Origin of the sequence: Streptomyces sp. WMMB303 (genome assembly GCF_029351045.1) — a bacterium.
Classification (GTDB): domain Bacteria; phylum Actinomycetota; class Actinomycetes; order Streptomycetales; family Streptomycetaceae; genus Streptomyces.
Genome location: NZ_JARKIN010000001.1, coordinates 19,718 through 37,343 on the forward strand (window position 1 = coordinate 19,718; position 17,626 = coordinate 37,343).

The following is a 17,626-nucleotide window of genomic DNA, read 5'->3' on the forward strand; positions in this document are numbered from 1 at the left end:
TTGCGACCAGAGCGACTGAACAGTCGCCCCCGCATCCGCGGCGACCGGGGCTGGTGCGGTGGATGACCAGCTGGTCGGGATGCGGGGTCGGCCGGGCCGGCACCGAGGGGGGCTGCAGCTGACCGGCGAGGGCGGGCAGCTGCAGCTGCTGACCAAACGGGTCCTGGAGTCCTCGTCCGACGGTGGGATGAGCAATCGCCTCGGCTACGAGAAGCATCACGCGGCCGGGAAGAACGGCGGCAACTCCCTCAACGGGCGAACGTCTTCGAGAGCGTCCTCGAAGGCCGGCTCTGCGCAGCCGTCGCTGACCAACCGACTACCGCAGATCAACCGTTCGTCGACCAGACCAGGCAGTGAAGCACGGCGACCTTGACACCGGATGACCGGCGGCATCATGGGAGGCCGAGCCCCGCCGCTTCGGGGTTTCGGGGACTTGAGGGGCTCCTCAGAAGGGTTCCGCGTTTGCCGTGCCAGGCTTGCCCCCCAGGGCAGTCTCCGGCTATCTCCCATACCGCTGGGCGACTGCCGTGAAGGCGGCCTTGGGTTCCCATTCCATGTCGGGGTAGGTCTGCCCCCGCCGTCCTTCGAGAAGTCTGACGATGCCCAGGCCGGCCCGGTCCAAGTCGTCCCTGGGGTCGCCGTCCGGGCGGTGCGGGTAGCCGGGCAGGGCGAACAGGAACACGAACGCGCTGTCCACGCCCTCGGTCTCGAAGATTTCCAGGAGTTCGCTCAGATATGCGGCCTGGCCGGCCTCATCACGCTCGTATACGCCGTTCAGCCGCACCGGGGCCTTGGTCTGCGGGTCGTGCTCGACCACTTCCAGCACCCGGCCCCCGCGGTCCGACGCACCGCGGTAGGCCGCGGTGCCGAACCCGGTGACAGCCAGCGGCTTCGGGCCCTGGGCCAGGGTGCGCACCGCGTCCCGGAACCGGTCGGCGACCTCGGCGGAGCGGATCAGCTCGAACGTCACCATGTCGAAGGGGGTCCAGTCGACCTGCTCGAACTGGATGGCTGCGTAGGTGAGCCTGCCCTGGAAGCACTCGCGGACCGTGGCCACGGCATCGTGGAGGAAGGTGTTGATGCGCACGCCGAGCTCGCGCATAGTCTCGGCGCGCCGCTCGGGTCGGCTCATCAGGTGCGCGACGCGCTCCTCGGGGCTCTCTCCGGGCAGGAACCCGCGGTTCATCACACTCAGCTCGACCCCTGCGACGAACACGACTGCGGCTCCCTGCTGCCGCAGGCGTTCCGCCCGCCCGGCACAGTCGCGGAAGAGCGCGAGGATCTGCTCCGCCTCCAGCTCCAGCGGATAGGGCGAGAACCAGACCTCCAGGCCGAGCTCGGCGGCGGCACCGGCGGCCAACTCCAGTCGGTCCGGGTCACCACCGGTGACCTGGACCGCGTTGCAGTGCAGGTCGTCGCGGATGATGGCGAGCTCGCGCCGGACCACCGCGGGGTCGAGGTGCTGGCGGGATATCTGGCCGTGCACGACGAATCCGGTGTCGTAGGTCATTCCTCTTGCACGCATGATGGCGTCCCCTCTGCCGGTCTCGATCGGGTAGAGACTGACAATAAAAATGCGTACACGCAAGTTTGCGTGCACGCATTTCCGCTGCGTGGGATGCTGGCCCCGTGACGAGACCACCAGGGCTGCGGGAGCGGAAGAAGCAGGCCACGCGCGAGGCACTGCGGGAAGCGGCCCTGCGCCTGGCCGTCGAGCACGGACCGGACCAGGTACGGGTGGAGGACATCGCCGAAGCCGCCGGGGTCTCACCCCGCACCTACAACAACTACTTCGCCAGCCGCGAGCAGGCGATCGTCTCGGCTGTCACCGCGGACCGGGAGGCACGGATCGCGGCGGCGGTCGCGGCCCGGCCCGCAGGGGTGCGCCTGGCCGACGCCGTCACCGACGCGGTGGTCGAGCAGTACACGGACACCGGCGAGAGCGGACAACAGGCGCTGCTGCTGATCACCACCCGGACCGCGCTGCGCGACGCGTTCCTCGACACCACCGCCGGCATCGAGCCCCCGCTCACGGCAGCGATCACCGCACGCCTGGGTGACACCCGAGCGCACACAGCCCGCGTTCTCGCGGCAAGCGTCGCCGCGGCTGTCCGCATCGCGCTGGAAAGCTGGCTCCGGTCGGCCAGCAACGCAGAAACCGGCTCGAGTCCCGGCGCCCGGGGACTGCTCGTACCCACCGGCCCACTGCCCGACCAGCTCCACGCGGCACTCGCACCGCTCACACCCGCACTCGACGCCGCCGAGCAACACATCCAGCCGTGAAGACCACCCACCTCACTCCCGAACACCCCGCCACACCCAGTCATCCCCGTTATCTCTTTCGCGCCCCTGCAAGAGGGCGCTGGACTCCGGGCCCGGCACGGCTGTTGCTCCCTGTCGAAGTCGATGACCTGGGAGGCGGAGCCACCGGGCCCGAGAGGCGCCGTCGGAGACGCTGACAAGAGGACCGACCGCCGCCTGGCCGGGCGCGACCAATCCCACGATCGAGTGGCGCCCCCGCGATCGCGGTCACACCTGAGCCCGGCCCTTTGATCATGTTGAAGTGACTCATCAATCCCGTATCGGCCGCCGTCGGGTGCTGTACCCGAGCGGCGCCGCCGCACTCTGTCTGCTGACCGCGCTCACCGCGCTGCCGGCCGCCGCTCAATCCGACGAGGCCCGGTCCGACAAGACCGAACGCTCAGCCGGGCCCGCCGTCCGGCCACCTGCCACGCCCGCCGAGGCGCGCACCGCCGCCTATCTGGAATCCGTCCGCAACGATCCCGGTCGGCTGGGGGACTTCTTCCGGAAGCTGCCCAAGGGCGGCGACCTGCACAACCACCTCTCCGGCGCGGTCACCACCGAGTACCTCATCGAACTCGCCGCGCAGGACGGGCTGTGCATCGAGAAGAAGACGATGACCGCGGTGCAGCCGCCGTGCAAGGACGGTGCCCGCCCGGCCGCCGACGCGCGCACGGACAACGCGTTCCACCAGGAGCTGGTGCGGGCCTGGTCCATGGAGGACTTCCCGCAGGGCGAGTCCGGGCATGATCACTTCTTCGCCGCCTTCGGCAAGTTCGGCGAGGTGACCTGGCGGCATCCGGGCAAGCTCCTCGCCGAGGTCGCCGAGGATGCGGCCCGGCAGAACCAGTCCTACCTGGAGACGATGGCGACCCCGGCCTCCGACGGCGCGAAGAAGCTCGCCGAAGAGGTCGGCTGGGACCCGGACCCGGCACGGATGCATCGCAAGCTCCTCGCCGACGGCAAGCTGGACCGGCTGGTGGCGCAGGCCCGGAAGGACGCCGACCGTACAAACGCCGAGTTCCGCAGCGAGGCACGCTGCGACACCGCACACCCCCGCCGGGCCTGCCGGCTGCCGGTCCGATGGATCTCGCAGGTCTCCCGCGGGAGTTCACCCGAGCGCGTCTTCACCCAGATCGCGCTCGGCCTGCGGCTGGCCGAGCGCGACCCGCGGTTCGTCGCCGTCAACCTCGTCCAGCCCGAGGACGGGGAGAGTGCGCTGCGCAACTACCGGCTTCAGATGCGGATGCTGAGCTACCTGGGCAAGCAGTACCCGAAGGCCCACATCACCCTGCACGCCGGGGAGCTGTGGCCCGGGCTGGTCAAGCCGGAGGACCTGTCCTTCCACATCGGCGAGGCGGTGAACGTGGCGAAGGCCGAGCGCATCGGCCACGGCGTCGACCTCGTCCACGAGGACAACTGGCAGCAGCTGACCCGCACCATGGCCCGCCGGGGGACGGCCGTCGAGGTGCCGCTCACCAGCAACGCACAGATCCTGGGCGTGAAGGGGGACGACCACCCGTTCAACACCTACCGCGCCCACGGCGTGCCCGTCGTCCTGGCCACCGACGACCCGGGCATCTCCCGCACCGACATCAGCCACGAGTTCCAGTACGTGTCCACCACCTACCGGCTGCGCTACCCCGAACTCAAAGACCTGGCGCGGGCCTCCCTCGAGTACGCCTTCCTCCCGGGCCGCAGCCTGTGGCGCGGCAACCCGACGCGCGACGGTTACCAGACCGCCGCGGCCTGCGCGAAGGAACACCCCGGCACCGGCAGGCCCGGCGGCGCCTGCGGCCGCCTCCTGGCCGACAGCCCGAAGGCAGCCGCCCAATGGCACCTCGAATCCACCCTCACCACCTTCGAACGCACACACGTCGGCAAACGCTGACCCCGACCCCGTCGCCCTCCCCGGCCCCGGACAAAGAGCCGGGGCCATGCCGACCACCATGGGCGGTCTCAACGAGGTCAGCTCGGGCGACGAGTGCGTGCAAAGCTACGCCAGCCGCGCCAAGCAGGGCGAGTGGCACCTGTACGACGACACCCGGCACGCTGCGCCGACCTGGACGGAAGTCTGCGGGCGCTCTGCCATGTCGAGCCGGCTCACTCCGGCTCGATGGCCGGGTTCCCCGGCAACTTCGCCGCAGCCGGCAAGTACCACCTGCTCGACGAGGACGAATACTGGGTCTCCTTCCCGGAGTTCGGGCACTGCGACGCCAGTAAGGCGACCGTGAAGTGCACCGTGCCCAAGCCGTAAGCGGTAGAGGCACCGGCTTTGGTGGCCGGCGGTCCCGGCAGGCGCACGCGCGCCCCGGGGCCGCCGGCTCTAGCGTGGGCCGTCCAGCTTGATCATCCCTTCGGGAAACAGTCGCGGGTCCCTGGGGCCGACCCTGGTCAGCCCCCCGCGGCCGGTCAGCACCGGCCAGTTATGCGTATCGTCGGCCCCGTCCGGCCGGTGCAGGCACCGCCCCTCCTCCAACGCGGCGGCAATCTCCCCCAGCCAGTCGGCCAACGGCCGTCCCCCATCCGCCGGGTACGGCTCATCTCCACCATCGACCGACCACTGGCCCAGGCAGCCATAGGAGGACTCGCCCTCGCGCGCGTCCACATACCAGCCCGACCACACATCGCCGGTCGTACCCGTCAAGGGAAGCAGCCCCTCCTCCTCCCGTCACGCTGTCGAAGTGGTTGCGGGAGGACGGGATAGACAACGGGCGGCGACCGGGAATGTTGTCGAGCGAGTCCGCTGAACTGCGGACTGTCCGCCGGCGAATCCGTCAGCTGGGAACCATTGGGTATCGTCAGGCAGGCGGTGATGTTCCTGGGCGAGGACAAACCCCGCCCAAGGCTCTACCCGGTGATCGACCGGCTCGTCGATGCCGGGACTCCGGTCGACAGGCGCTGCCCAGGCCGGCTCTCCACAGTCCGCCGCTGACCGACCGACGACAGACCAGCCCTTCGTCGGACCTGCCCGAGCCGTAGGGGCGCCCCTTCGCTGGCATTCTCGTCTGACCCGACGCCGGTCAAAGAGAGAACCTACTCGCCGGTCGTGCCGTCGAGCATCTCGCGCAGGATGTCCAGATGGCCATTATGGCGGGCCGTCTCCTCGACGAGGTGGAGGAGGATCCAGCGCAGGTCGACGTGGAGGCCGGTGCGCACGGCTCGCCGGGCCTGCGTGTCCAAACCGGTCCCGGCGACCAGTTCGCGGTAGTGGGCGCTCTGTTCAGCGTACTCGTCGAGCAACTGGGCGAGCGGGAAGTCGACGGCGACACGCATCTCGCGGTCGGGATCCTCCTCCGTCCAGGGACCCTGATCCTCCTCGCCGAGGAAGACCACCTGGAACCAGTGGTACTCGACCCAGCGAAGGTGGTTGACCACCCCGCTCATGGTCATCAGCGGCGACCCCGGCAGGAGTGCCCTGCGGGCGTTCTCCGCCGAGATACCGTCGCACTTGGCACGGGCGGTGTCACGTGCGTAGTCGAGAAACATGGTGAGCTGGGAGCGCTCGTCCCACGCGGGCGGCGTGTCGTCAATTCTGGTCATCGCGCGAAGCGTCCCCGATCACCGCGGCCGATGTCGAGGGATCTACCGACGGATCCACCGGCTCCACCCCACTTCTTGCTGCAGCGATCCCGTGCCCGTGTCCGCCCGGCGTGATCCACCGGACAGGGCCCGGTGCTCCAGCTGTACATCGCGGGTGCGACGTCCGACCGACCTCGCCTACGAGTGCGCGTCCGTGATCGCGATGACCTCGTCGAGGCGGTCCAGGGCAGCCTGTCGTCGACCTTGGCCTGGATACGGTCGCGCTCGGTGCGCAGCATGGCTCGTTGCTCGGCGTCGGTGTGCCCGGAGTCCCAGCACGGAAGGAGTACCGCGATCCTTCGGCTGGTCAGGCCGGCGGCGAACATCGGTGATCCTGTCCTGGGCATGCCCGCCTCCACGGTGCACCGCGTCCTGGCCGGTCAGCACCCGTCGATGCCGGGGCTCCTCCTTCGGAGACGGCGCTGGTGGCCTCGGGTGGCGCGGCTGCGTCAGCGACGGATTCGTCATGCGGGCCGTGTGGTGTCAAAGCCCCGGGCGGTTCAGCTCAGTAGGGTGCTCCGGGTGAATGAGGAGAACCCCGTTGCCGGGACCGGGAACGGCGCCCAGCGGCTACTGACGCTCTCCGACGGTGTGTTCGCCATCGCGCTGACGCTGCTCGTCCTCGACATCTCGGTCCCCGACGACCTGGATGCCCGGGCGTACGAGAAGGTGCTGCAGGAGACCATGACCCAGCTGTGGGCGTACTTCCTCAGCTTTGTGATCATCGCCGTGTTCTGGCGTGAGCACCAGCGGATCTTCCGCACCACACAGTGGGTCGGTCCGGTGGAAATGAATCTCACTCTGCTCGGACTCGCGCTGGTGGCGCTGCTGCCGTTCCCGACGTCTCTTCTGTCGGACTACAGCGAACACTCCTCGGCCGTCGCCTTGTATTCGGCGAACGTGGCAGCCACAGAGGCGGTGCTGATAGTGCTGTGGCACGTCGTGTGGAGCCGGGAGGGAGTGCGCCGACAGCCAGGGGCCGCAGAAGTCCGGCGAGCTTCGGTCACGGACACGGTCCCCGGTGTGGTGATCTTCACGGCCTCGGTACCGGTCGCCTTCCTCTCCCCCGCCGGGGCGATGTGGCTGTGGGCCTGCCTGATCCCCGTCAAGGTCATCACCGGGCGGAAGCTCGACCGGGCGTGGCGGGAGCTGGGAGTCTCTCGGTGACGGCAGCCCTACTCCGGTGGCAGCCGCTGCGTCCTGGCTCCTCACTGCCCCGGCCGTCACTCCATGGCTCGTGATCGACGCCGCCGGCATGGCCACGCCGCGCGCATCACGGTAGAAGTCTTCGGGTGGCCCGGCGGTCTTGCTCGCGGGTGAGGAACCTCCTCGTGGCTCACGGCAGCCGCCCGAAAACCGTGCTGCGACGCGCCGGCCGTCGCAGCGGTTCCATGTCTCACCGAGTTCGCGCCAAGTGGGCGCACAGCCTGGTGACGCGCTGCTCCCCGACCTGCCCGATGTGCTCAGGCGCAGTCCCACGCGGCCTCACGCCGCGATGCTCACCAGTCTTTGCGTACTGCGGCCCGCAGCCGCAGTGCGCTCGGTCGCCTTCCGGGCGGTTGAGCCGGCGGACCTGTCACGTGCACCACGCGGAGTCGAGCCGCGAGGTGACATGAGCGCGCTGGAGTGGTGCGAGGTCAGCTTTGGGCAGTGGGCCGGACGACGATCTCGTTCACATCCACCGCGGCGGGCTGTTCGATCGCGAAGGCGACGGCGCGGGCGATTGCGGCGGGCCGGATCGCGAGTTCGTCGCGCATCCGGGTGATCTCGGCTCTGACGCGGCTGTTGGCCGACGCCTCGGCGAACGGGGTCGCCGTCGCACCGGGCGAGACGGTGGTGACCCGCAGGGAGTCGCCGGCTTCCTGGCGCAGCCCCTCGCAGAGGGCACGGACCGCGAACTTGGTACTGGCGTAGACCGCCATGCTCGGCACGATGCGGAACGCGGCCGTGGAGGCGGTGGTGATGAAGTGGCCGGTGCCCTGCGCCCGGAAGACCGGCAGCGCGGCGCCGATCCCGTGCAGCACGCCCTTCACATTGACGTCGACCATCTCGTCCCATTCATCGGTGCGCAGGTCGTCGAGAGGCGAGAGCGTACCGACCCCGGCATTGCCCACCAGGACGTCGAGCCGGCCGAATCGCTCATCGGCGAGCGCGACCAGGGCCCGCATGTCCTCCAGGCGGGTCACGTCAGTACGGATCTGCACTGCCGTGCCGCCCGACTGCTCGATCCGCGCCACCAGTTCGGCCAGGCGCTCGGAGCGGCGCGCGCCGAGGACGAGACGCGCGCCGTGTTCGGCGAGCAGCAGGGCGGTCGCCTCACCGATGCCGCTGCTGGCTCCGGTGATCGCCACCACTTTGTCTTTGATTCCGGACATGATCTCGTCCTCTCCTTCTTCGGCACCCGAGTCCGGGCGCCGGGGACAACAGGAACTGACGAGTAATCAGCAAAGCGTTGCCGACGGGGCGGACGGTGCCGGTGTGATGTGGGGCCGTCGGCGGTGCCGCGACCGTGCTCGCACACCAGCCTCCGTCAGGCATAGCCTGGTATCCAGAATGTACTTATCCTGGAATTAGAGGTGCCACACTGCCATGTCGACGCAATCGGACCGACGCCGTCAGCTGAGTGCGTTCCTGCGCAGCCGGAGAGAGCGCCTCACCCCTGACGAGGTGGGCCTGCCCCGCACCGGTCGCCGCCGGACTCCGGGGCTGCGCCGGGAAGAGCTCGCGCTGCTGGCCGGGATCAGCGCCACCTGGTACACGTACCTGGAGCAGGGGCGGAACATCCGCGCCTCGGAGCAGGTTCTGACCGCGCTCGCCTCGGCGCTGCGGCTGGACCGGCACGAACGCGAGCACCTTCTCCGGCTCGCCGGTCATACACCGGTGGCCGAGGCCGGAGCACACGATCTGCTGACGGCAGCGGTGAGCGCCGTCCCCTTGCTGCTGCAGCCGAACCCGGCGTATATCATCGGCGGCAACTACGACGTTCTCAGCCACAACCGGGCGGCGGACGAGCTGTTCCCGCATCTCGTCACTGAGGCGGACCGGCCCGCGAACTTCGTCCGCTGGGTGTTTCTCGAGCCTGCGGCCCGGCAGGTGCTGGTCGACTGGGAACCCGAGGCTCGCGGCCTGCTCGGCCGGCTCCGGACCCTGGCGGCGAACCATCCCGGCGACCCGCGCTACACCCGGCTGGTCGAGGAACTGAGCGAGGACAGCCCGGAGATGCGGGAATGGTGGCCCCAGTACGAGGTACGGGCCCGGCGCGGCGGCCGCAAACGCCTACGGCACCCGCGGCAGGGGACGGTCGAGTACGTCTACACCGCCTTCCATGTGGCCGAACAGCCCGAACAAACCCTCGTGATCTATCTCCCGGGCGGCGGACCGACCGAGGGCACGGCCCTGCCCGGTGCGACGGTGTCTGCTCGTGCGGCGGAGGCTGAGGGCGATCGCCTGCACAGCGAGCGAGCCTCCGGACCGGGCAGCGCCCGGTGAAGCAGCCGCGTATCGCTGCGGGCGATGCGTGGAGGTTCAGCCTTGCCTCGGTGCCCAGGTGTGCGACAGTTCCCTGCTGCCGGCTCGGGACCGGGCGCGGGGGTGCGGTGGAGTCGGTCGATCTTCAGCCCATGGCACGCGGCCCGCCGGCCCGTCAGTCGCCCCTGCCGCACCGGCCTCAACCGGCCGCGTGCGTTCCGTTGGCCGAACGTCGCGTCGGAAGCCGTCACCCGGTGGGTCTCGGGGCAGTCACCCGCCCGGTCGAGCGCCGGCGCGAGGGGCTTCCGCATCGGCCGGTCGGCTCTGCCGAGGCCGCGCCGACACCGCGCGGGCCCCAGGCCTGAGCACCCCTGTGCCCTCTGCCAGGGGCGGCCGGCTCGCTCGTTCGGCGACCGGAGACAATACGCACCGCGAGCCCGAGCCCGACTTCTGCGCACGAAAGAGACCACCACCATGGCGGAACCCGCTCCGACGGATCTTATCCATCTCGCCGCCCCGGATGGGGACCGCTGCGTCGTCCGCGTCACCGGACGGTCCCGGCCGGGTGTGCTCACCGGCCACGACACGCTGCACGCGGATGTGCTCGCCACCACGAGCTTCGTCGATGCCCGGCTCGACCTGTACCTCCTCCAGGACGACCTGGACTCCTGGGAGCGGGAGCTCTCCGGCGCGGGACCCGGCCGGTCCCTCGGAATCGGCACGGAAGGTGGTCTGCGCATCGGCATCCACGTGCACAGCGACGGCTGGCTGTCGATCCAGCTCGAGGATCCGGAGCGCCTCACCGCGGTCCTGGGAGCCCGGCCCGAGGGGGACTGGATCGCCGAACATCGCAGGCGCCTGGAGCAGGTCCGGCTGGCCTGGCCCCGCGAAGTCGTCGAGACGGCTCCGGGAACCTGCGCGTGGAGCCCCGACCGCAAGCGGTGAGCCTCCGGCGGCCGGACCGGTTCACCGTGCGCGGAAGCTGTTCGCAGGGCAGGAGAGCCCAGGCGCCGGTGTGTCAGGAGGGGTCAGCCGTCGCCGCGGCGGCGACGGGCCCACCCGCGGCAACGGGTGCCCGGCCCGCCGGATTCCGGGCGAGGATCGGGCTCGCGCCGACGGCGAGCGCTCCCGCGAGGGCGGGCAGGTTCCGCCTGGAACATCGCACCCGGCGCGTCGTCGCCACCATGTCGACGCGTCGAGGGCCTGCGCGGCGGAGAGGGGCACGGCCCGTACCGCGGGAAGGGGCGGCAGGGCGAGTGCGGCGGTCCCGGCCCGGATGACCGGTTCCCGGGCTTCCTGCGTGCCGTGGCACCGTACGGCCGTGGACGGGTGAAGAGCATGCGACGGCCACGGTCGCTGCGACGACGGGTATCAGCGGACCGGCGACGTAGTACCACCACGGCGGCCGACAGTCCTTCCGCAGCTCGTACGGGCGATCTGCGGAAGCTCCACGAGCTCGGTTGCGGCACGTGCAGCCGGGGCCCGAAGGGGAGTGCACCGGGCCTCTGGCCGGGTGGCGCGGCCGTCGGGGCGGGTGCAACCTCGGCGCCCCGGACTGCCCGAGTCCTCGCGGCCCTGGCCACGGCGACCGAGGCGGCTCACAGGTCCCGGAGCACGCCGTGCGGTTGAGTCAGTGCCTGCCGTGCCGTCTGCGGTCGCCGGCGGGAGGGCGGGGCGCGGCGGGGCGGCCAAAGTCCTGGCGGAGGAAGGCAGGAGGCGTCAGGTGTCGTCCCGCGCGGCGTACTGGCGGCATTCCCCGGTGAAGACGGTGGCCAGTTCGGCGTCGATCACGGATGCCGCCAAGTCGGCCGCGGTGGCGCCGTTCACACCTGCCGGGTCGTGGTAGACCTGCGTCGCGAGTCCCTGGGCGACGGCGGTCAGCCGGACGGCGGCGGGCCAGGGGTCCAGTCCGGCCTCGACCTCGCCGCATTCCTTGCCGTTGCGGACGGCCGTGGCGATGTCGGCACGCAGTCGCCGGGCGGTCTCCGCGTCGATCTCCGCGAGGGCCGGGACGTCCAGCGCGCGGCCGGCGAACGCTCTGCTGACGCGGAACTCGGTGCGGCGCTCCTCGTCCAGGGGAAGGAGCTCGGTCATCGCCTGCGCCAGGACGGCCGCGACCGGGCGCCGATGCTCGATGCCGTCCCGGATCCGCTGCTCGGCCCGCTCGCGGAGGGCCGTGCCGACTTCCTGGAAGGCGTGGAGCAGCATGTCGTCCTTGGTGCGGAAGTAGTGCTGGACGAGTCCGACGGACATGCCGGCCGCTGCCGCGGTGCGGGCGACGGTGACCGCGTCGAGCCCTTGGTCGGAGATCAGCGTCCGGACGGCGACGGCGATCCGGCGCCGGCGTTCTCCGTGATCGGCGGTTCTTGACACTTGATAACCGTATCACCGTATGGTTATAGCCGTATAGCCATACGGTTATCTTCTTTCGGGATCAACGACGAGGAACCCCATGCGCTGCTTCCTCCGGCACGCCCTCACGAGGGCCATGCCGCTGCTGCTCGGTCTGCTGCTGTGTGTGGCGGCCGCTCCTCCCGCCGCTGCGGCCGCTCCGGCGGACCGCTACGCCGCGATCGACGCCTATGTGCGCGACCGTATGGAAGCCACCCGCACACCCGGACTCTCCTACGCCGTCGTGGGCCCCGAGGGGCCGGTGCATCAACGTTCCTGGGGAGAGGACGGGAGAGGTGAGCGCGTCACGGTCGACACCCCGTTCCTCTGGGGATCCGTCGCCAAACCCGTCACCGCGACCGCCGTGATGACCCTCGTCCAGGACGGACGCCTCGACCTGGACGATCCGGTCGTCGACCACCTCCCTGCGTTCCGGTTCGGCGGGCCCGCGCACGCCGGAAAAGTGACGGTCCGCCACCTGCTCGAACAGACCTCCGGCATGCCCGAATCGGCGACCTTCGAAGTGACCGACTGCTACGACGCCGACTGCCCTGCCCCCGCGGGGCGCCTCGCCGCCCTCGACCGGATCGAGCCGACCGGACCGCCTGGCGCCGCCTACGCGTACACCAGCGCCAACTACCTGGTGCTGACAGCCGTGGTCGAGGCCGTCACCCACCGCCCCTTCACCCAGTACGTCAGGCAGGCCGTCCTCACACCGGCGGGCATGGACACCGCCATCACCGACAAGGCGTCGGCGCGCGAGCAGCACCTGCCTCCCGGACACCAGATGCTGTGGGGCAGGCCGGCAGCCGTCGCCGACGAGATGGACGACCACGGAGCCGGCTACGGCTACCTGGGCGGAACCCTCACCGACCTCGCCGACTTCGCCTCACTGCAACTCCGCGGCGGGAAGACCGCCGACGGCGACCGCGTCCTGACCCCCGCGTCGACCCGGCTGATGCGCACCGAGGGCACCCTCACCGCTGAAGGCGGAGACTCCCCCACCCGCACCGGATACGGCCTCGGCTGGCGGGTGGGCGGGCTCAAGACCCCGCTCCGGAACGCCGTCTGGCACACCGGAGCGACCCCCGGCTACTCGGCCATGCTCTTCCTCATCCCGGAACGGAACGTCGCACTCGTCCTCCAGCAGAACCTCTACGGCCTCCTCCAGGACGAGTCCGTCATGCAGGTCGGCTTCGGAGCAGCACGGATTCTGGCCGACGGACGGGAGCCCACGGACGACCCCGCCGCGTCCCTCTACTACTGGGCGGTCTGGAGCAGCACCGCTCTGGCTGCGCTGCTGCTCCTCTCCACCGGGCGCGCGGCTCTGCTCGTCAAGCGCGGGCCCCTCGAGCCGGCCTCCAGGAAGGGTGTCCTGGCCCGCACCGCCGGTTGGTGCGCGGTCGGCGCGGTGCCGCTGCTCCTCCTGGTACCGCTCGCCCACTACGGTGACGTACTCGGACTGCTGCGGTGGATACCCGATGCCGTGACCGCGCTCTGCGTCGCGGCAGTGGCCGGCGGCACGACCATTGTGCTGCGCCTCGCCCACGCGATCCGTAGCATGCGCCGGCCCCTCGGTCCCCGCAGCCTTTCGGGAGACCGGCACAAACCTGCCGAAGGAGGCGCCGGCTGAGCCGCTCGCGGTTCGTCGCGCCGGGAGCCCGGCACCCGCATGCGCCGCTCCTCCCCAGCCCCCCCTGCCCCGGAGGGCGGACGGCGCGCCCGTCCGTCGCACGGTTCCTCACCGGGTGCAGCGGTGTGCCGGAGTCCCTTTCGGGTATCCGGTCACGCACCGCAACGGACACAGGAGAAGCGCCAGAAGGGGGACGGCGATGTCCGAACAGACCAGGGAAACACGCAGAGGTGCTGGGCGCTGGTATGCGGCCGGGATCGTCTCCATCGTGCTGCTGGCGGCGGCGCTGACCGGGTTCCTCGTGGGGGCGTTCGGCCCTGAGAACGAGGGGGACGCCGCCTGGGGCCCGCTGTTCGCCCCCGCCTTTCTGCTGTCGGCCGCGGGGGCGGCCGCCGGGGCATGGTGGTGGGTCCGGCGCCAGGCGGCGGGGGTCGGGCTGAGCGCAGGCCGGTACCTGAAGGTGAGTCGCGGGATCCAGCGGGGGCAGGTACCGGAGGACCCCGCCGAATTGCCCGCCGCGATCGACATCGTCCGACGGCAGCGGCGGATGCTGAGCGCCCAGCAGCGCCGGTGGGCGTGGTGGCTGATGGGCGGCGCCGCACTGCTGTTGCTCGTGAGCGCGGTGGCACAGGTCCTCGACCACCGCTACGGGCTCGCCTGCCTCAACCTCCTGATCATGGGCGTGGCCCTGATCAATCCCTTCGTCATGCGCCGGCAGCGGCGGCGCGTGAACGCCGTCGAGCAGGCGCTGGGCATCGCTCAGCAGCCGCAGGCCCCGTCCTCGGCCGTCGAGGCTCCTCCTCGTCACCCGGGAGTGTGAGGGGTGCGGCACCGGGCCGGCCGCGTGGGGAGGCGATGCTGTCCTCCTGATGCGGTGAGGATCTGGAGGAATCACCAAGCACCGGCGATGTGATGCGCTCCACACGTGTTGTGCGGGAACTGACTCCGTCGGCGGGCCGACATCTGGACCGTACTGCCGTGTCCCCTCGCGTGCCTCACCTCTGCCGCCGGAGTCTCCGCCATGAACGACTCGGTGACGCCCCCTTCCGGGCGACGCCTCCTCTCCGCTCCGTATGCCGCACTCGCCGGCTTTCTGCTGCTCCTTGCCGCTGCCTTCGCCCTGGCGTACCAGGCCGGATCGCTCGCCGGACCGGTGGCCCCGGACATGCGCGGGGTACCGCACGACGACGCTCCGGGCGGGGGCGGCATGGGTGGCTTGGGCGGCATGGATCACGGGGGTGGCCACTGATGCCCGCAGAGACCGCACCGCCGACCCTGGTCACCACGGATCTGACGGTCGGAGGGATGACCTGCGCGGCCTGCGTGCGCCGCGTGGAGAAGAAACTCGGCGCCCTGGAGGGCGTCACCGCCACCGTCAATCTCGCCACCGGTCGCGCCCGTGTGGAGCACCCCGCTCATCTCGGCACCACCTCGCTGGTGGAGGTCGTCGAGAAGGCCGGCTACGCGGCGAGCGTCCCCGCTCCGACCGCAGCCGCGGAGAGCGAGGTGGAAGAGGAGCAGCCCCGGGAGCGCTTCGGGCAGCGTCTGCTGGTGACGGCGCTGCTGGCCGCGCCGGTCCTCCTGCTGTCGATGGCGCCCTCCTTGCAGTTCCGCAACTGGCAGTGGCTGTGCTTCGTTTCGGCCGCGCCGGTCGCGCTCTGGAGCGCCTGGCCCTTCCACCGGCGGGCGCTGCGAGGACTGCGGCACGGGGCGGCCACGATGGACACGCTTGTCTCGCTCGGTGTGCTGGCCTCCTTCTCCTGGTCCGCCTACGCGCTCTTCCTGGGCGGCGCCGGCCATCCGGACACGCGCATGCCCTTCACGCTGCTGCCCGGCGCCTCCCACGGAGTCGCCCACATCTACTTGGAAGCAACGGTGGGCGTCCCGCTCTTCGTCCTGGTCGGCCGCCGCCTGGAGGCGCGCGCCCGGCGGGGCACCGCGGCGGCCCTGCGCTCGCTCGCGGAACTGGGCGTGAAAGAGGTGACCGTACAGGAGGGCAGCACCGAGCGGCTCATCCGTGCCGAACAGCTCGGTGTGGGGCAGGTGTTCGTCGTACGGCCCGGAGAGCGGGTGGCCACCGACGGAGTCGTCACCGACGGCACCTCGGCGGTCGACCTCTCCCTGGTGACCGGGGAGACCCGACCGGTGGAGGTCTCGGCCGGCTCGTCCGTCACCGGCGGGGCCGTCAACGCAGGCGGGCGACTGCTGGTGCGGGCCACCGCGGTGGGTGGCGACACGCAACTCGCCCGCATCACCGCCCTGGTGGCCGAGGCCCAGGCCGGAAAGGCCCGTGCGCAGCGGCTTGCCGACACCGTGGCCGGGTTCTTCGTCCCGGCTGTGCTGACCGTCGCGGCCACCGTGCTCGGATTCTGGCTCGGCGCCGGGGCCGACGTGCAGCCCGCCGTCACCGCGTGCGTGGCCGTCCTCGTCGTCGCCTGCCCCTGCGCGCTCGGGCTCGCCACTCCGACCACCCTGATGGCCGCGACCGGGCGCGGCGCGCAGCTCGGCGTCCTGGTCAGCGGACCGCAGGCGCTCGAAGCGCTTCGCCGGGTCGACACCGTCGTCCTCGACAAGACCGGCACCCTCACCTCCGGCCGGCTGGACGTCACCGCCGTCACCGCACGCGAGCACGGCCTGACGGCAGAGGAAGCCCTCCGCCTCGCGGCGAACGTCGAGAGCGGGTCGGAACATCCGCTCGGACGCGCCATCGTCGCGCACGCCCGGGGCAGCCTCGGGGAGGATGCGGTACGACCGCAGGCGCTCAGCGGCTTCCGGGCCACGCCCGGGAACGGCGTTCAGGGCGACGTCGAGGGCAGGGCGGTCGCGGTCCGTGCCCCCGAGGAGGAGCTGTCCGGTGCGCTGGGCAGCGCGCTCGCCGGGGCGCTGGAGGCCGCGCACACCCCCGTCGTCGTCCACGTCGAGGGGCGGGCGGAGGCCGTCATCGCGCTCGGGGACGTGGTGCGCGTCGGCAGTTACCACGCGGTGGACCGCCTCCGGCGGCTCGGGGTACGGCCCGTCCTGGTCACCGGCGACCAGGACGCCCCCGCGCGGGCCGTCGCCGCGGCCCTCGGCGTCGAAGAGGTACACGCCCGGCGCACCCCCCAGCAGAAGGCTGCGTTCGTCCGCTCCCTGCGACAGGAGGGCCGGAGAGTCGCCGTGGTCGGCGACGGGGTCAACGACGCGGCGGCGCTCGCCGGAGCCGACCTCGGCATCGCGATGGGCACGGGCACCGATGTCGCCATCGGCGCCGCAGACGTGACACTCGTCCGGGACGACATCGAGGCGCTTCCGGACGCCGTGCGGCTCGCCCGGCGCACCCTGGCCACCATTCGGGGCAACCTCCTCTGGGCCTTCGGCTACAACGCCGTCACCGTCCCGCTCGCCATGGTCGGCCTGCTCAGCCCGATGCCTGCCGCCGCCGCGATGTCCCTCAGCTCCGTACTCGTCGTCCTCAACAGCCTGCGGCTGCGCCACTGGCAGCCGGCCCCGGCCCCGGCACGCCGCCCCCGCTTCCCCGAGCAGCGCCCTGCGAACCCCTTCTTCCCGGAGTCGACGCGCCTGTGAAAGCCACTCTCCTCGCGCGGCTACGAGGCCCCGTCGCCGCCGTCGCCACACCGGTGCTCGCCTGCGGGCTCTCCCTCGCGGGCCTGGGCGCCTGGACCGCCGCCGGCAACGCGGGCAGCCCTCCGCGGCTCGCCGTCGCCGAGGGGCACGTCTACCAGCGCCTCGGCAACACTCCGGAGACCGCGGCCTTCTTCACGATCACCAACACCGGCGGCTCACCCGACCGGCTGCTGGCGGTCAGTTCCCCGCGCACGAAGGTCCCACCCGCCCTGAGCCGGCACCGGATGACCCGCTCGGGGGCCGCCTACCGGTGGCCGGTGGAGGACGTGGTGATTCCCGCGGAGGAGGGGCTGACCATGGATCCGCACGGCACCGACGTCACCGTCCGCCCCGACGGTGACTGGCGGCTGGGGCGGCGCATCCCCTTCACCCTGCACTTCGAGCGCGGCGGACCTCTCACCGTCCTGGCCACCGTCATACGCCCCGGTGACAGGAGAAACTGACGCGACGCGCCCCCCGACACCCGTCCGGCTTCCCCCTCGCGACGCGGCGAGGGGAGCCGCCGGGGCCGGGGGGCGCATCAGCCGGCACCGCTCCGGTGGCGCCGATGGTGCGGTTCGGCGCGAGTCCGACGGACAGGTGTCGTACCCGGCTAGCTGTTCGGTGTCCTCCTGCCGAGCCTGCCCG

The 17,626-nt window shown here is 71.3% G+C and carries 16 protein-coding genes and 2 pseudogenes; 12 read left to right on the forward strand and 6 right to left on the reverse strand.

Going from position 1 to position 17,626, the window contains the following annotated elements; genetic code table 11:
• Nucleotides 1–499: 499 nt before the first annotated feature.
• Nucleotides 500–1,510, reverse strand: coding sequence for a hypothetical protein (locus tag P2424_RS00110; RefSeq protein WP_276478768.1), 1,011 nt, complete (start codon nt 1,508–1,510; stop codon nt 500–502).
• 119 nt (nt 1,511–1,629) lie between these two features.
• Between P2424_RS00110 and P2424_RS00115 the strand changes: the two genes are divergently transcribed.
• The 3 genes from P2424_RS00115 to P2424_RS00125 all read left to right on the forward strand — a co-directional run bounded on the left by P2424_RS00115 (nt 1,630) and on the right by P2424_RS00125 (nt 4,558).
• Nucleotides 1,630–2,283 carry a helix-turn-helix domain-containing protein gene (locus P2424_RS00115; RefSeq protein ID WP_276473746.1) on the forward strand — a complete coding sequence of 218 codons (654 nt, stop codon included), beginning with the start codon at nt 1,630–1,632 and terminating at the stop codon, nt 2,281–2,283.
• Between the two features lie 280 nt (nt 2,284–2,563).
• On the forward strand, nt 2,564–4,192 hold the full coding sequence (locus P2424_RS00120) for an adenosine deaminase (RefSeq protein WP_276473747.1): 1,629 nt from the start codon (nt 2,564–2,566) through the stop codon (nt 4,190–4,192).
• 132 nt (nt 4,193–4,324) lie between these two features.
• Nucleotides 4,325–4,558 (forward strand): hypothetical protein, encoded by a 234-nt coding sequence (locus tag P2424_RS00125; protein ID WP_276473748.1) that lies wholly within the window; start codon nt 4,325–4,327, stop codon nt 4,556–4,558.
• Between the two features lie 69 nt (nt 4,559–4,627).
• Here P2424_RS00125 and P2424_RS00130 read toward each other — a convergent pair whose 3' ends face one another.
• The gene (locus tag P2424_RS00130) at nt 4,628–4,948 is read right to left on the reverse strand and encodes a hypothetical protein (RefSeq protein WP_276473749.1); all 321 of its coding nucleotides are present in this window, start codon (nt 4,946–4,948) and stop codon (nt 4,628–4,630) included.
• Nucleotides 4,949–4,971: 23 nt separating this feature from the next.
• Here P2424_RS00130 and P2424_RS00135 point away from each other — a divergent pair.
• A pseudogene (locus tag P2424_RS00135) lies at nt 4,972–5,191 on the forward strand (IS3 family transposase); the annotation flags it as partial.
• Nucleotides 5,192–5,337: 146 nt separating this feature from the next.
• Here P2424_RS00135 and P2424_RS00140 read toward each other — a convergent pair.
• Nucleotides 5,338–5,844: a DinB family protein gene (locus tag P2424_RS00140; RefSeq protein ID WP_276473750.1), complete on the reverse strand. Its 507-nt coding sequence runs from the start codon at nt 5,842–5,844 to the stop codon at nt 5,338–5,340.
• Between the two features lie 177 nt (nt 5,845–6,021).
• Nucleotides 6,022–6,209 (reverse strand): annotated as a pseudogene (locus P2424_RS30930) (MerR family transcriptional regulator); the annotation flags it as partial.
• Between the two features lie 196 nt (nt 6,210–6,405).
• On the opposite strand from P2424_RS30930, the gene P2424_RS00145 reads away from it, so the two are divergent.
• Nucleotides 6,406–7,050 (forward strand): TMEM175 family protein, encoded by a 645-nt coding sequence (locus P2424_RS00145; RefSeq protein WP_276473751.1) that lies wholly within the window; start codon nt 6,406–6,408, stop codon nt 7,048–7,050.
• 470 nt (nt 7,051–7,520) lie between these two features.
• Here the strand turns inward: P2424_RS00145 and P2424_RS00150 are convergent, their stop codons facing one another.
• Nucleotides 7,521–8,258 carry an SDR family oxidoreductase gene (locus tag P2424_RS00150; RefSeq protein ID WP_276473752.1) on the reverse strand — a complete coding sequence of 246 codons (738 nt, stop codon included), beginning with the start codon at nt 8,256–8,258 and terminating at the stop codon, nt 7,521–7,523.
• Between the two features lie 214 nt (nt 8,259–8,472).
• On the opposite strand from P2424_RS00150, the gene P2424_RS00155 reads away from it, so the two are divergent.
• Both P2424_RS00155 and P2424_RS00160 read left to right on the forward strand, forming a co-directional pair.
• Nucleotides 8,473–9,372 carry a helix-turn-helix transcriptional regulator gene (locus P2424_RS00155; protein ID WP_276473753.1) on the forward strand — a complete coding sequence of 300 codons (900 nt, stop codon included), beginning with the start codon at nt 8,473–8,475 and terminating at the stop codon, nt 9,370–9,372.
• A gap of 453 nt (nt 9,373–9,825) precedes the next feature.
• Complete coding sequence (locus P2424_RS00160; RefSeq protein WP_276473754.1) at nt 9,826–10,296, forward strand: DUF5959 family protein; 471 nt, start codon at nt 9,826–9,828, stop codon at nt 10,294–10,296.
• Between the two features lie 774 nt (nt 10,297–11,070).
• Here the strand turns inward: P2424_RS00160 and P2424_RS00165 are convergent.
• Entirely contained in the window at nt 11,071–11,724 is a 654-nt protein-coding gene (locus P2424_RS00165; protein WP_276473755.1) for a TetR family transcriptional regulator C-terminal domain-containing protein, read from the reverse strand.
• Between the two features lie 79 nt (nt 11,725–11,803).
• Between P2424_RS00165 and P2424_RS00170 the strand changes: the two genes are divergently transcribed.
• From P2424_RS00170 to P2424_RS00190, 5 genes are all read left to right on the forward strand, one after another.
• Entirely contained in the window at nt 11,804–13,375 is a 1,572-nt protein-coding gene (locus P2424_RS00170) for a serine hydrolase domain-containing protein (protein WP_276473756.1), read from the forward strand.
• A 199-nt stretch (nt 13,376–13,574) separates the two neighbouring features.
• Nucleotides 13,575–14,195, forward strand: coding sequence for a hypothetical protein (locus P2424_RS00175; RefSeq protein WP_276473757.1), 621 nt, complete (start codon nt 13,575–13,577; stop codon nt 14,193–14,195).
• A gap of 201 nt (nt 14,196–14,396) precedes the next feature.
• Nucleotides 14,397–14,624: a hypothetical protein gene (locus tag P2424_RS00180; RefSeq protein ID WP_276473758.1), complete on the forward strand. Its 228-nt coding sequence runs from the start codon at nt 14,397–14,399 to the stop codon at nt 14,622–14,624.
• Nucleotides 14,624–16,939: a heavy metal translocating P-type ATPase gene (locus tag P2424_RS00185; RefSeq protein ID WP_276473759.1), complete on the forward strand. Its 2,316-nt coding sequence runs from the start codon at nt 14,624–14,626 to the stop codon at nt 16,937–16,939. The genes P2424_RS00180 and P2424_RS00185 overlap by 1 nt, the downstream gene beginning before the upstream one ends.
• A complete protein-coding gene (locus P2424_RS00190; protein ID WP_276473760.1) occupies nt 16,936–17,442 on the forward strand; it encodes a copper chaperone PCu(A)C in 507 nt (168 codons plus the stop codon). The genes P2424_RS00185 and P2424_RS00190 overlap by 4 nt, the downstream gene beginning before the upstream one ends.
• Nucleotides 17,443–17,626: the final 184 nt, after the last annotated feature.

Coding starts and splice junctions, on each gene's coding strand:
- P2424_RS00110 (WP_276478768.1), bottom strand. CDS start 1,510: ATGACCTACGACACCGGATTCGTCGTGCACGGCCAGATATCCCGCCAG.
- P2424_RS00140 (WP_276473750.1), bottom strand. CDS start 5,844: ATGACCAGAATTGACGACACGCCGCCCGCGTGGGACGAGCGCTCCCAG.
- P2424_RS00150 (WP_276473752.1), bottom strand. CDS start 8,258: ATGTCCGGAATCAAAGACAAAGTGGTGGCGATCACCGGAGCCAGCAGC.
- P2424_RS00155 (WP_276473753.1), top strand. CDS start 8,473: ATGTCGACGCAATCGGACCGACGCCGTCAGCTGAGTGCGTTCCTGCGC.
- P2424_RS00160 (WP_276473754.1), top strand. CDS start 9,826: ATGGCGGAACCCGCTCCGACGGATCTTATCCATCTCGCCGCCCCGGAT.
- P2424_RS00170 (WP_276473756.1), top strand. CDS start 11,804: ATGCGCTGCTTCCTCCGGCACGCCCTCACGAGGGCCATGCCGCTGCTG.
- P2424_RS00175 (WP_276473757.1), top strand. CDS start 13,575: ATGTCCGAACAGACCAGGGAAACACGCAGAGGTGCTGGGCGCTGGTAT.
- P2424_RS00180 (WP_276473758.1), top strand. CDS start 14,397: ATGAACGACTCGGTGACGCCCCCTTCCGGGCGACGCCTCCTCTCCGCT.
- P2424_RS00185 (WP_276473759.1), top strand. CDS start 14,624: ATGCCCGCAGAGACCGCACCGCCGACCCTGGTCACCACGGATCTGACG.